Source organism: Terribacillus sp. AE2B 122, from assembly GCF_902497585.1.
GTDB classification, from domain to species: Bacteria; Bacillota; Bacilli; order Bacillales; family Amphibacillaceae; genus Terribacillus; species Terribacillus saccharophilus_A.
Genome location: NZ_LR700944.1, coordinates 262,737 through 275,899, shown reverse-complemented (window position 1 = coordinate 275,899; position 13,163 = coordinate 262,737). Strand labels below are relative to the sequence as shown.

The window sequence follows — 13,163 nt, the reverse complement described above, 5'->3', positions numbered from 1 at the left end:
AGATGAGTCTAACAGACTTTTCTATGAAATATTTTGATTTGACTGGCAAGGTTGCAATTGTGACAGGCGGCAGCAAGGGACTCGGCCAGGGCTATGCAGTCGCTTTGGCAAAGGCAGGGGCTGATGTCTTCGTTGTGACACATCGAGACGATTGGGAGGAAACGAAAGCGCTAGTGGAAGAAGCTGGCGGCAAGGCTCATTTCCATCAAGCTGATCTGACAGATAGAGAAAAAGTGAAGCAAGTTGTAACGAGTTGTGTGGATGTCTTCGGTAGGGTTGATATTCTCGTAAATAACGCTGGTACAATCATCCGGACGCCGCTGCTTGAGTACAAGGAAGAAGACTGGGATAAGGTCATGGATGTTAACCTGCATGCTGTCTACCTGCTAGGGCAGGAAGCGGCTAAGGTGATGGCAGAACAAGGCGGCGGAAAAATAATCAATGTTGCCTCGATGCTGTCGTTCCAAGGCGGTAAATTCGTTCCGTCTTATACAGCCAGTAAGCATGCTGTAGCAGGGCTGACAAAAGCTTTCGCCAACGAGCTGGGTGCTTATAATATCCAGACGAATGCGATTGCGCCGGGGTACGTAGCCACTGCTAATACTGCACCAATTCGTGCTGATGAAAAACGTAATGCAGAAATTTTATCTCGGATTCCGAGCGGGCGCTGGGCAGATCCGTCTGATTTGATGGGGGTAGTCGTATTTTTGGCAAGTCGCGCTTCTGATTATATGAATGGCCATGTATTGGCTGTTGATGGTGGCTGGCTCGCGAGATAAGCAGGTATTAAGAATTGCGTCGGAGTTGTTTGACGGGAAAGAGAGATTGAGAGGATTGGGAAGGTGACCAAAGATCTGAAGAATCTTTGTGTATGCCACCCTCTCATTCCAATGATCTGGGCGATCACTATAAAAATAGCATATCACGTAAAGTGATTCAAACATCTCAATTTCTTTTGCTCGATTACCTATAAGGAAAGGTAAGGGATGCAAAGTGAAAATAATGAAAACGATGGAGAGAATTCCTGGTGGGCTTATGCTCGTACCGTTATTTTTAGGAGCAATCATTAATACCTTCGCACCGAATTCGGCGGAATACTTCGGGTCCTTCACAGGCGGACTTATGACAGGAACTATTCCGATTCTAGCAGTCTGGTTCTTCTGTATGGGTGCAGGCATCCAGCTGAAATCGACTGGTATAATTTTACGCAAATCTGGTACTCTCGTTATCACGAAGATTGCTGTTGCGTGGGTTGTAGCTATCATTGCAGCGCAATTCCTGCCTGAAGGAGGCATTCAGACTGGTCTATTCGCCGGCTTTTCTGTTCTGACACTCGTTGCAGCCATGGATATGACGAATGGCGGGTTGTATGCATCGATCATGCAGCAATACGGATCAAAAGAGGAAGCTGGAGCATTTGTCCTTATGTCCTTAGAATCCGGTCCGCTCATGACGATGATCATCCTCGGTTCAACAGGTCTTGCTGCGTTTGAACCACAAGTATTCGTAGGAGCAGTACTACCGTTTCTAGTTGGCTTCCTGCTAGGTAACTTGGATGGCGATCTTCGCGCCTTCTTCAGCAGAGCAACACAGACTATGATTCCGTTTTTCGGTTTCGCGCTGGGTAACTCAATTGATTTGGGTGTCATCTTGGAGACCGGTCTTGCAGGTATCATCCTTGGTGTACTTGTTATCGTCGTTACTGGTATCCCGCTTATGATTGCGGACAAATATATTGGAGGCGGAAATGGAACTGCTGGTATCGCAGCATCCAGTACTGCTGGTGCAGCAGTTGCCAACCCAATGATTATTGCCACAATGATTCCGGAATTCATGCCGATTGCAGAAGCAGCTACTGCACTTGTTGCCGCATCTGTAGTTGTTACGTCGATACTCGTCCCGATTCTGACAGCTTTTTGGGCACAGCATATGAAGAAGAAGGAAAAGCAGAAGACAGACGATACAAATATCGATCCGAAAAATATCAACTCAAATACTGTATAAAACCATCGGAGAGGCATATACAGTATGTCTCTCTTTGCATAAAGGAGACGTTGACAGATGAGCAGAATCTTAACAATCGGAGAACCGATGGCACTATTTGTTGCGGAGCAGGAAGGGCTGCTGGATGATGCCGAACGTTTTTCTCGTTTCATCGCAGGAGCAGAAGTGAATTTCTCTATCGGAATGTCTCGCCTTGGGCATCAAGTGACGTATGTCACCCAGTTGGGCTTAGATCCATTCGGTCGAAACATTCATAAGTTCTTACGGAAAAACAATATAGATACCACTTATGTTAGCTATGAACCTGCCTTTGTGACCGGAATGCAATGGAAACAGAAAGTGAAAAGCGGAGATCCGGAAGTGTTTTCTGCACGGAAGAACTCGGCAGCTTCCCACATGGATAAAAAGCTGATTAAAAAAATCAAATGGGCTGATTACGATCATCTCCATCTGACAGGTATTCCCCCGGCTTTGTCTGAAAGCTGTCGTGAATTGGTTTACCAGATGATGAAGGAAGCTAAGGAAAATGGACTGCAGGTATCATTCGACCCGAACCTTCGGCCAGGTTTGTGGCCTGATAAGCAGGAGATGGCACTGGTTATTAATGAATTGGCCAGCCAAGCGGATATCATTTTCCCTGGTATAGCTGAAGGAAGACAATTGACTGGAAAAACTGATGTGCTTGATATTGCTGCATATTATCATGAAGCTGGTGTGCCGACTGTTGTGTTGAAACTGGGGGCAGAAGGAGCGTTTACCAGCTGTATGGACGGTACGCAATTCTATACAGAAGGGTTCCCAGTGAAAAAAGTGGTTGATACGGTTGGTGCTGGTGATGGCTTTGCGGTTGGTGTAGTGAGCGGGTTGCTAGAAGGATTAGAGATGCCTGACAGCATCGCAAGAGGAGCTGCTATCGGTGCACTTGCCGTCATGTCACCTGGAGATAATGATGGCTTACCGAACCGTGAAGAGCTTACACATTTCATGAAACGAGAGCCGATCGGATAAAAAAGGAAGACCTTCCAAGTGGAAGGTCTTCTCCTCTATCTGGTATAGCCTAATGCATGGGAAATTTCCAGGCTGCAGGCTTTCATTTTATTTATCAGTTCGGTGTTTACTCTGTCCATTGTTACACGATTGCTGGGACCGGAGATACTGAAGCTTGCAACAATCCGATGTTCATGGCTGTAAATCGGAGCGGCAATACAGCGAATGCCTTCTTCATTTTCGATATTGTCCAGTGCATACCCCTGTTGGCGGACTTTGTCCACTTCAGTGCGCAGCTCTTCTCTCGACGTGATTGTGCGCGGTGTGCGCGGTGTGAAGGTGGTGGAATCAGCTATTTCTTCTAGCTGGCCAGCCGCCATACCTGATAAAAGGATTTTTCCGACAGCTGTACAGTACATGGGCGCTCTATTACCGATTCGTGAGTACATGCGGATCGTCTGGTTGCTTTCAAGCTTATCGATGTAGACAATCTCACCTTTATCTTCGATGCAAAGGTGCACAGTCTCATTGACATCTGCACACAGCTGCTTCAGGTAAGGCTTGGCCACATTGGCGATGTTGTTGTTATTCAAGACACTGCGAGCAACATAAAGTGTTTGTAAACCTACTTTATACTTGTCTGATTCCGGATCCTTTGCCACATAATTCATGTCCGCAAGTGTTGCCAGAAGCCGATGTGTCGTACTCTTCGATAAATCTACCAGCTTAGTCAGCTTCGCAATCGACAAGCCATCAGGATAATCGGAAAGCGTATTCAAAATAGTTAAGGCACGTTCAAGTGATTGCACATTAGACATAGATATTACTCCGTTTCTATTGCATTCATTGCTTACTTCTATGATACGGGAACGGTTGGAGTTTGTAAATTCAGTACACATATGGAGGGAAAATAGATGAAAAAAGCAGAAGTTTTAGCTAAGCTTACTGACCAAGCTATTGTAGCAGTAGTTCGTGCGGATTCGCCAGAACAAGCTATACAGATTTCCGATGCATGTATAGAGGGCGGTCTTACAGGGATTGAAGTGACATTCACTGTTAAGGATGCTGATCAAGTGATCAAACAGCTCTCTGCCCAGTATGTTGAAAGCCCAGATGTGGTCATTGGGGCAGGTACAGTGCTGGATAGTACGACAGCCCGTTTAGCAATACTCGCAGGTGCGAGTTTCATTGTGAGTCCGACCTTTGATGCTGAAACAGCCAAGTTATGTAATCTTTATCAAGTTCCTTACTTGCCAGGATGTATGACAATCGGGGAAATAAAGCAGGCGATGGAAGCAGGAGCTGATATTATTAAGCTCTTCCCGGGAAGTGCTTTCGGTCCAAGTTATATCAAAGTAGTCAAAGCTCCGCTTCCGCAGGCGAATATCATGCCAACAGGTGGAGTCGATTTGGAGAATGTGGGCGATTGGCTGAAGAATGGAGCGGTAGCTGTTGGAGTCGGCGGCAATCTTGTAGCTCCTGCCAGCACAGGAGACTATGACAAAATTACATCGATTGCACAGCAGTATATCCAAAAAGTGAAAGAAGCAAAAACAGATCGTGTGAACATTTGAACATGGGTCAAGCTGCCTTGCACATAAACTGAACACGGAGGAAGGGGGCTTGCTTCGTGTCAGCAAAAAAGCGGGAAATTATAATCGTTGTTGTGAAAGCAACTGCTATATATTCATTTGTCGTGATTGATATTGCTGTAGGTACGGGATTATATCTGACTGCCAAGCTGTTAGGTGCGGGAGTGATTATTGCTTCGGTATGCAGTATGGCGGGAGTGGAAGGTTTGAAAAGGGGTCCCGCATTGGTACGTAATATAAAAGGAAAAGAACGTTGAAAACATGGTAGAATATAATAAATATTACAAAGTCAGGAAGGTGAAATCACCTGCTAGGCTTTGAAGGGGGCGTTCATTATGAAAATAACTAGGATAGATTCAGACAAAGCAAACAAAAAAGGGGAGCGTCCAACTAACTAAGTCGCGTAGCGTTTCCCCTCATCTTGGAAGGGGAATTATTTTGGAACAAAACAAGGTAAGTCTTACAGAACTAGATGCAAGCAACTGGTACGAATGCTGCCAGCTAAATGTATCTAAGGAGCAGGAAGCATTCATAGAATCGAATGCAATTTCCATAGCACAATCAAAATTTGAAACTACGTTAAGGCTATACGGCATTAGTTTGAATGAAAAGATAGTAGGTTTCCTAATGTTTAATACTGTTAAAGAAGAACTTGATGGCTATTGGATTTATAGGATAATGGTCGACAAAAACTATCAAGGCAAAGGGATAGCGAAACTGGCTGTGCAATTATTGATCTCAAAAATAGCAGAATTACCAGATGCTAATAAAGTCATTGTCGGTTACCATCCCGATAATCAGGCTGCGCATCATTTATACACCAGCATTGGTTTTGTTGATAACGGAGATAGATTCGGAAAAGAAATGGCTGTTATTAAAAACTTAGAGTAAAAGAAAATAAGAAGGAATGCAGAAAAAGCATTCCTTCTTATTTTGCTATTGTTTCGTCCACCCGCATATTGCCGACTGTAAAATAGAATGGTGCAGGAAATGGAGGTTTCTTTCCTCTTTTAAGCCGATCGCTCGCTTCATTGAGCCAGTAGATAGATTTATTAATGGCTGAAAAGAAGACGACCAGCTCTCCATTATCATCAACACAAAGACACGATCCGAATATGCCATTCTGATACCAGGCTTCTCCAGTGTCTGCTTTTATCAGCAGCTTCGGCTCCTCTGACCAATCTGCTCTCGTGAAGCTTGCTGTTTTACTTTTGAATAACCAGAGATCCTGCGACTTATAAGTATCCTCGCCAAAAGCATTGCCGCAGCGGCTGACGAGCAAGTAGTACATATTATGAATTCGCTTTGGCCTGGCATGCGTAAATGCATCTTCCCGAGTGAAAAATAGACGTGGCTTCGTCCAAGTATCGAGGCCGTTCTCGCTTTCGGCAGCATACACCTCGTGCATCGGGATATCTCCTTTTCCGGGCTCGTGTGGTGTCGCCGCAAACCACATTTTCCATTTACCTTCATCGTAAATCACTTTTGGAGCAAGTACACTATCATTTCGTACCGTTCCGGTCATTACTGGCTTCGGGTAGCGAAACCATCTGCCATGCCTCATTTCCAAACAGCCGATCGAATAGGGAGATTCATTTCCTAAGACATTACTGGCACTTCGGCCGGTGTAGTAAATGCGGCGAACAAGCTCTCCATCCACTTTCCCCTCAACATAACACGGCTCATGCAATCCGTACCGATCCCAGGCAGCTTCCTTTGGCTGAGGCAGCAAAGGCTTCGCTTTGTGTGGCTTTCCGGGATACGTTGAAATCCTCCAGGCATTAGCTGTCGTCAGCGGCGATCCTTTTGGGAGACTGGCACTGAAAAGATTATTTTTAAAGTTGCGCTGGAACCCGCCAAAAAACATCCACCACTGATCATCAATCTTTTGAACGCTCGGGTCACCCAGCCCTAGTAGATTACGGACCGGTTTATAGCCATCCAGCATCGAATATAATAGATTCGGTTTTACATCCATCCTAACCACCTCACTAGCAAGCAGTATGGACGGAAGAAGCATCAAACATACCAAGTTTTATAGTCTTGCAGAACGGAGGCTATACCAGAGTTATGCTTTCCTCTCCAGCCAAGATCCCTCCGATAATTTTTGATCGATAAAGTCTAAAACAGTCTGTAATTGGACCATTTGATTTTTAAGTTTTTCCTTGTGTTGAAGCATGCCTGCAATTAATTCAGGATGTTCATGTATATTGCTTGTTTCAGCGATATCAAGATAAGATTTCAACTCTTCTAAAGTAAAGCCGGCTTTTTTCATACAAATAATTATTTTCATCCGTTCAATGTCAGTCGGTAAAAAAGAGCGATGTCCATTTGCCAGCCGATTTATTGCAGGAAGTAATCCAGCTTTCTCATAAAAACGAATTGTATCGATGCTTAAACCGGAAAGCGTACTTGCTTGTTTGATTGTATACATACGTCCGCCTCCTTCTTATATAAGCTTATTGTAAAACCTGAAGTTTACTCCAGGTCAAGAAAATTATTTTGTATTGACCTGGAGTAAACTCCATCTTATATACTACAGCCATTCACGAATGGAGGAGAAAAAAATGACAGAAGGAAAGAAAAAAATAGCACTTGTTACAGGTGCAAATAGCGGTATAGGCTTGGAGCTGACGAAGAAACTGATCGAAAATGACTGGGAGGTTGTCGCATTGATTCGTTCAGGATTTCCGGGAGAAGAACGGGAGCTGCAGCAGAAAATCCATCAGCGGATCATCAGGATCTATCGTGCCGATTTATCAGATTTCACAAAGCTAAAATCCGCTTTGGAACAAATAAAAGAGCTTGAACCAAAGCTCGATGCACTATTCAATAATGCAGGAGGCAGTTTTCCGGAGCTTCTCTTTTCACCACAAGGGCGTGAGCTTCATTACGAAGTGCAGACAGTAGTCCCATACATCATCACCATGGAGCTATTAGAGCTATTGAAAAAAGGTTCTCCAGGTATAGTTATCCAGACAAGTTCGGATGCATTCAGATTCAGGAAGACATTTGAACCTGAGGAATTAGCAAAACCGAAGAAGTTTCAGAAGCTTACGGGTCCTTATACATCTACAAAGCTAGCCATTACCCTTTGGACACACGCTTTAGCGCCAAAACTGAAGAGAGAAGGCATCACGATTATCAGTGTTGATCCAGGAAATAACAATACGATGCGAAAAGGCAGAAACGGAGGCTTACCGCTGCTTATTCAGCCGTTTATCCGCTTCTTCGGCCCGCATCCGAGTGTAGGGGCAGGCAGATTGTTCGCAGGATTAAAAAGGACACCAGAGGAAGCTGGGTTGTATTTTTCAAAAGGCAAGCCAGCTGAGTACAAGTTTAAACAGCATGCGTCTCAAGTACTTTTCCAAGTACGAACTGTATATGAAAAAGAATTTATTTCTTTGTAAGAGGGTCCAATTAGGACCCTTATTTTTTCTGGCGCTGTTGTGGTGTTTTTAATCGGCGAATGATTAACCAGCCTAGTAAGGCACCTGTAATGGAACTGGCGAGGAAACCCGGGACAAATGCCAATGCACCAGCTTTTTGGCCCATAAGAAAATTAGCGATCGGAACAGAGAGCAGGGATCCAAGCACCCCGGTTCCTATCATCTCCCCAATCGCGGCTGCACCTTTCCGACGGAAAAAACGATAAAACAATCCAGCAAGCAGGGCACCTAGCATTCCTCCTGGAAAAGCTAGCAAACTTCCAAGACCAAGCATATTACGAACAAGTCCGATCAAGAAGGCAACGACAACTGCTGGTCCGGGCCCAAGCAGTACAGCAGTGATGACATTTACAGCATGCTGGACAGGGAAGGCGCGGGCTGCACCCGTAGGGAACCAGAGGAACTGTGCGCCTAGTACTCCGATTGCGACGAGGATAGCCATTAGGGTGAGGTTTTGCGTTTTCATTTGTATCTCCTTGTATGTAGTCTGCCTTCATTATAAAAGTACTTTGAAGTGTAACCAAACAAAAATTGCATGCATTTCGTAATCGCTTAATTCCTGAATATAGGAAGGAGAGGAACCAATCGTAACTTTTGATACACGGGGTGAATCTTTGAAAAGAGTAGGGCTACTCTCTGGCCCGAATCTGTTAGCTAACATTGTAACCGTTCGAGAGGAAGCCGAAAATGTGACATACGTGCGTTTATATGAGGAACCTGCTCTGCGACTTCTTTTTTTAGGGAGGAAAGCTGAAGAGAACCAAGAAGAACCATCATGGATTTACTTTACATCTGATTGAGTTTAATGCTTTTTGGAGGCATAGCAATGCTATTGTCAGTTGCCTTGCTTCACTGTACTTTTTATTTGGAGAAAGAATAGTTTTCTGCTTCTTTTTTATATGGAGACGGATAAACCAATTAGCATCCAGATTGTTCCTTTTAAAATGGCAGTAACATATGCTGATTGCAGTGAATAAATCTGGAGGTGCAAAAATTGACTCCTTTGAACAATGGAGGCCGATGCAACAAGGGAACCATCTATCCTAATAACTTTAATGTAGCTGCAACCGGTGCCACTGGTGCTACAGGAATCACAGGTCCGACTGGAGAACAAGGGGTAGGATTGCAAGGTGTTGTACCATTCAATGCAGCAGCCGCTCCATTTTATCCTGTTTGGCAGATTGTCACGTACAACGGTAGCCTTTATATTTCAAATGTGCCTTCTCCGAGCGGATTGCCAGGCAGTTCACCTGATTATACATTGTTAGCATCTGAAGGGGCTACTGGCATATCTGGTCCGATCGGTCCAACCGGTGCTACAGGCATCGGGCTAGACGGTGTGCTTCCTTTTGATCCGATAGCAGCACCAACTTATCCGGCTGGTCAGGTAGTCAGCTACGAAGGCGGACTTTATATAACTAATGTTGCTTCACCAAGTGGTGTGCCAGGTGCATCACTCGATTATTCCTTACTGATATCTGGTATTACTGGGGCAACTGGAGCTACAGGATTAAACGGTGTGACAGGAGTAACGGGAGCCACAGGATTAGCCGGAACAACGGGAGAAACGGGAGCGACAGGTCTAGCAGGAGCGACCGGGGTAACCGGAGCCACAGGATTAGCCGGAACGACGGGAGAAACGGGAGCCACAGGATTAGCCGGAGCGACCGGGGTAACGGGAGCGGCAGGTCTAGCCGGAACAACAGGAGTAACAGGAGAGACAGGTCTAGCCGGAACAGCAGGAGTAACAGGAGCGACCGGGATAACGGGAGCAACAGGGCTAGCCGGAACAACCGGGGTAACGGGAGCAACAGGCCTAGCCGGAGCCACAGGATTAGCCGGAGCAACAGGAGTAACTGGATCCACAGGTCTAGCCGGAACGACGGGAGTAACAGGAGCGACAGGTCTAGCCGGAACAACCGGGGTAACAGGATCCACAGGACTAGCAGGAGCGACCGGGGTAACAGGGGCAACAGGATTAGCAGGAGCAACAGGCCTAGCCGGAACAACGGGAGTAACAGGATCCACAGGATTAGCCGGAACGACAGGAGTAACAGGAGCAACAGGCCTAGCCGGAACAACGGGAGTAACGGGAGCGACAGGTCTAGCAGGAACAACAGGAGAAACGGGAGCGACAGGGCTAGCAGGAGCGACCGGGGTAACAGGGGCAACAGGATTAGCAGGATCCACAGGTCTAGCCGGAGCAACAGGAGTAACAGGAGCTACAGGTGATGTTGTAACTGCGTCTTCCATGTATGCTGCAAATACAGTCGGCAGTACAGTGGTTGTCCTTCTAGGAGGTACAAATATACCTCTGCCAAGTGCGCAAAACTTAGACGGATTTACAGCTAACGGAGGTTCTACAGTTTTTACGGTCCCTACGACAGGAAGATATTATATTACGTATCAGATCAACACTACTGCTGCACTTTTGATTTCTTCACGTTTAGTAGTCGATGGAGCGCAGGTTGCAGGTTCAGTAGTAGCTCCTGCTGTTTCTATTTCCAATTATGAAGGCAATGTGATTGTAAACCTTACTGCTGGTAACACAGTGGCAGTACAATTATTTGGGTTAGTAGGTACTGCTGTGCTGAATGGCGGAGGATCTACGGGTGCATCGCTTACGATTATCCGATTAAGCTAAAAAATAGAGGTGTCACCAAAAGGTGGCACCTCTATTTCTTCTCTTCCCGTATAACGTTATTGATCCGTACCATAGTTTCAGTCATTTGATTCAATTCCTCAATATTGAGTTTGGAATAATACTTATCGATAAGAATCTCGTCTAATTGAAGCAGTCTATCCATATACTCGCGACCGTTGTTTCCTAGTGTTAGAAAGTACTCTCGTTTGTTGGATGGGTTGACTTGCTTGGTTATCATGTCCCGTTTTTCTAACTTGGATAACACTTGGCTTACAGCACTTTTTGAAATTCCAAAAGCAGCTGCAATATCATTGGCTGTGGCTTGCTTGTTCTTCTCAATGTAGGACAGCATATATTCCTGCTGAACAGTTAAATCCAGCTCATCAAGTTTCTTTGTCTCTTGGGAGATAAGAATGCCAAACTCCTCATAGGCTTCATTCATTCTTCGGATAATTTCCTTATACGAAAGGCTCATGTGCATCGTTCCTTCCAAAACAACTTCTTTATTGCATATTACGCCATTTTTTAGCTTTTGCAAATACTAGGGCCGCCATAAGTAATCCAGCACCAGCAAATGCGGCAAGCAGAATACGTGCAGAAAAACCAACGCTCATCAAGGAACTGAACAGGGTTTGAGAAATAGGGTCGAATGCTGTGGAAGCTAAGAATACGATACTCATGACCCTTCCCATCATCGCAGGATCTGTTTTCTCCTGAATGATGACATCAGTTGGAATATACGTAATAAAACCGAAGAATCCAATCATCGTTGCAACTGGAATCAGCCAATGTAAACTTGGGATCTGACTGAAGACTCCAAGAGCCAAAACACTAGCAATCAGGAATATAAGAACTAGTCTTCCGCGATTCTTTTTTAGTGTGAAGAAAAGCAGGAAGATAGTGGCTGCAAGGGACCCAACAGAGAAACCAGCCTCTAAAAAGCTAAGATCCAAAGCGCTGCCGCCAAGCTCCTCAGCCAGGATAGGCAAGCTGAGGAACATTGGACCAAAAACAAAGAAATTCACAATGATAATAATGCTAATTGCGGATATATAGATAGAAGAGGATCGCAGGTAGCGATAGCCTTCTTTGAATTCCGTAATGAAGGAGGTCTTTTCTTTGTTTTTATCTGGTTTTGCATCTTTGATAAAGGCTGGGAAGACAATGCAAGCGCCAATTACAGTGGCTGCTATGCTGACAGCAAAGGTAGCAGTGAAATTGTAATAATGCAAAATTGCACCTGCAGCAATCGGACCGATTAGGAATATCAGTTCTTGGGAGCTATGAATAAGTGTATTGGCAGGCTGCAGTTCTTTTTGAGATACGATGTTTGGGACTAAAGATGACAGAGCTGGGAAGAAAAATCCATCCAAACAGCCAATAAAAAAAGATACAACAAGCAGTAATGCTATCGTCAGGGAATCATGTGCAAGCCCCCAGAGCAAGATACCAATCAATACTCCCTGCAGCAATTGGGTGCTGAATAAGATTTTAGATTTTTGAATGCGATCAGCAAGTACACCGCCGATTATCATTGTCACCATACGCGGTATAGACGCAGCTGCCATTACCAGGCCAAGGTATTGAGGATGATGGAGCACATCAACGACATACCAAGATACTGTAATCATATACATGGAAAAACTCAAAACCGAAAAGAGTTCGGAGAAGAGCAGAGCGGTGAATTGTTTGTTTTTAAATAAAGCCTTCATCGTAAGCACCTCATAAATTAAGTTAACTAAACTAAACTATATGAGTTTCTTTAATTGTTGTCAACAGGGAAACATTTATTTGGTATATACTGGAGACAGAGAATGGAGGAGGTATGGATATGAAAGAAGTACGAGTAGCCTACGCATTGATTCATAATGAAGAGACACAGCAAATTCTTATGGTACATAACAAAAAGAACGGCAGTTGGACATTACCAGGCGGCTTAGTCGAACCAGGCGAATCACTGGCTGAAGCTGCAGTACGGGAAGCAAAGGAAGAAACAGGTTTGGACGTAGAAGTGACAACTATCGTTGCCGTTAATGAGGCAAAATTACAAGCTGTCAATGAACACGCTACCTTTGTGACGTTTAAAGCTAGACTAATTGGTGGAGAAATTCAGATTCAGGATACGAAAAAAATAGCCGAAGCTGTGTGGAAGTCTTATTCCGAAGTGGATGAAGTGATGACGTACCATCCAGGTGGAATTGAGAGCCTTCTTCGTAATGGCATACCTTATGTGGATGAAGGGGTTATTGTTCCGACTTAGGAAGAAGTAATGGAATAAGACAAAGGTGGTTTATCTTTTGTAATTAATAATGGAAAAGGAGATCGTATACACGGTCTTCTTTTTTTTTCGAAAGAATGTAGTTTATCGATGTGGTGGGTAAAAAAACACTGATATGAGGCATTATAGAGCGATTTAGGTACTTTATACTGCAATATATAAGGAGTCCTGGAAATGGAGGAAGTTACAAGACAAAATTTACTACTAAA

15 protein-coding genes and 1 riboswitch are annotated in these 13,163 nt (G+C 44.6%); of the genes, 9 read left to right on the top strand and 6 right to left on the bottom strand.

Going from position 1 to position 13,163, the window contains the following annotated elements; genetic code table 11:
* Positions 1-2: 2 nt before the first annotated feature.
* The 3 genes from kduD to AE2B122_RS09770 all read left to right on the top strand — a co-directional run bounded on the left by kduD (position 3) and on the right by AE2B122_RS09770 (position 3,012).
* The gene (gene kduD, locus AE2B122_RS09780) at positions 3-779 is read left to right on the top strand and encodes a 2-dehydro-3-deoxy-D-gluconate 5-dehydrogenase KduD (protein WP_095219800.1); all 777 of its coding nucleotides are present in this window, start codon (positions 3-5) and stop codon (positions 777-779) included.
* 214 nt (positions 780-993) lie between these two features.
* Positions 994-2,004 carry a 2-keto-3-deoxygluconate transporter gene (kdgT, locus tag AE2B122_RS09775; protein WP_095272112.1) on the top strand — a complete coding sequence of 337 codons (1,011 nt, stop codon included), beginning with the start codon at positions 994-996 and terminating at the stop codon, positions 2,002-2,004.
* 57 nt (positions 2,005-2,061) lie between these two features.
* On the top strand, positions 2,062-3,012 hold the full coding sequence (locus AE2B122_RS09770; RefSeq protein ID WP_175073930.1) for a sugar kinase: 951 nt from the start codon (positions 2,062-2,064) through the stop codon (positions 3,010-3,012).
* 35 nt (positions 3,013-3,047) lie between these two features.
* On the opposite strand, the gene AE2B122_RS09765 is transcribed toward AE2B122_RS09770, so the two are convergent.
* Positions 3,048-3,809, bottom strand: a complete 762-nt coding sequence (locus tag AE2B122_RS09765) for an IclR family transcriptional regulator (RefSeq protein ID WP_095219803.1) — start codon at positions 3,807-3,809, stop codon at positions 3,048-3,050.
* Between the two features lie 96 nt (positions 3,810-3,905).
* On the opposite strand from AE2B122_RS09765, the gene AE2B122_RS09760 reads away from it, so the two are divergent.
* The 3 genes from AE2B122_RS09760 (at position 3,906) to AE2B122_RS09750 (ending at position 5,474) form a co-directional block, all read left to right on the top strand.
* Positions 3,906-4,565, top strand: coding sequence for a bifunctional 4-hydroxy-2-oxoglutarate aldolase/2-dehydro-3-deoxy-phosphogluconate aldolase (locus tag AE2B122_RS09760; RefSeq protein ID WP_175073929.1), 660 nt, complete (start codon positions 3,906-3,908; stop codon positions 4,563-4,565).
* A 56-nt stretch (positions 4,566-4,621) separates the two neighbouring features.
* Positions 4,622-4,840, top strand: coding sequence for a hypothetical protein (locus tag AE2B122_RS09755; protein ID WP_095272126.1), 219 nt, complete (start codon positions 4,622-4,624; stop codon positions 4,838-4,840).
* A gap of 181 nt (positions 4,841-5,021) precedes the next feature.
* Entirely contained in the window at positions 5,022-5,474 is a 453-nt protein-coding gene (locus AE2B122_RS09750; RefSeq protein WP_175073928.1) for a GNAT family N-acetyltransferase, read from the top strand.
* Positions 5,475-5,511: 37 nt separating this feature from the next.
* Here AE2B122_RS09750 and AE2B122_RS09745 read toward each other — a convergent pair whose 3' ends face one another.
* Together AE2B122_RS09745 and AE2B122_RS09740 are read right to left on the bottom strand one after the other, a co-directional pair.
* The gene (locus tag AE2B122_RS09745; protein WP_095219807.1) at positions 5,512-6,561 is read right to left on the bottom strand and encodes a hypothetical protein; all 1,050 of its coding nucleotides are present in this window, start codon (positions 6,559-6,561) and stop codon (positions 5,512-5,514) included.
* 90 nt (positions 6,562-6,651) lie between these two features.
* The gene (locus AE2B122_RS09740; RefSeq protein ID WP_095219808.1) at positions 6,652-7,017 is read right to left on the bottom strand and encodes a MerR family transcriptional regulator; all 366 of its coding nucleotides are present in this window, start codon (positions 7,015-7,017) and stop codon (positions 6,652-6,654) included.
* Positions 7,018-7,150: 133 nt separating this feature from the next.
* On the opposite strand from AE2B122_RS09740, the gene AE2B122_RS09735 reads away from it, so the two are divergent.
* Positions 7,151-7,993, top strand: coding sequence for an SDR family NAD(P)-dependent oxidoreductase (locus AE2B122_RS09735; RefSeq protein WP_175073927.1), 843 nt, complete (start codon positions 7,151-7,153; stop codon positions 7,991-7,993).
* A gap of 19 nt (positions 7,994-8,012) precedes the next feature.
* Here the strand turns inward: AE2B122_RS09735 and thiW are convergent, their stop codons facing one another.
* Positions 8,013-8,498: an energy coupling factor transporter S component ThiW gene (thiW, locus tag AE2B122_RS09730; RefSeq protein ID WP_254593472.1), complete on the bottom strand. Its 486-nt coding sequence runs from the start codon at positions 8,496-8,498 to the stop codon at positions 8,013-8,015.
* Positions 8,499-8,571: 73 nt separating this feature from the next.
* A riboswitch (cyclic di-AMP (ydaO/yuaA leader) is annotated at positions 8,572-8,714 on the top strand.
* Between the two features lie 312 nt (positions 8,715-9,026).
* On the opposite strand from thiW, the gene AE2B122_RS19420 reads away from it, so the two are divergent.
* Positions 9,027-10,676, top strand: coding sequence for a collagen-like protein (locus tag AE2B122_RS19420; protein ID WP_305852008.1), 1,650 nt, complete (start codon positions 9,027-9,029; stop codon positions 10,674-10,676).
* 31 nt (positions 10,677-10,707) lie between these two features.
* Here the strand turns inward: AE2B122_RS19420 and AE2B122_RS09720 are convergent, their stop codons facing one another.
* Positions 10,708-11,151: a MarR family winged helix-turn-helix transcriptional regulator gene (locus AE2B122_RS09720; protein WP_175073926.1), complete on the bottom strand. Its 444-nt coding sequence runs from the start codon at positions 11,149-11,151 to the stop codon at positions 10,708-10,710.
* A 28-nt stretch (positions 11,152-11,179) separates the two neighbouring features.
* Positions 11,180-12,388, bottom strand: coding sequence for an MFS transporter (locus tag AE2B122_RS09715; RefSeq protein WP_095219810.1), 1,209 nt, complete (start codon positions 12,386-12,388; stop codon positions 11,180-11,182).
* Positions 12,389-12,507: 119 nt separating this feature from the next.
* On the opposite strand from AE2B122_RS09715, the gene AE2B122_RS09710 reads away from it, so the two are divergent.
* Positions 12,508-12,936, top strand: coding sequence for an NUDIX hydrolase (locus tag AE2B122_RS09710; protein ID WP_095219811.1), 429 nt, complete (start codon positions 12,508-12,510; stop codon positions 12,934-12,936).
* The last annotated feature ends 227 nt before the right edge of the window (positions 12,937-13,163 follow it).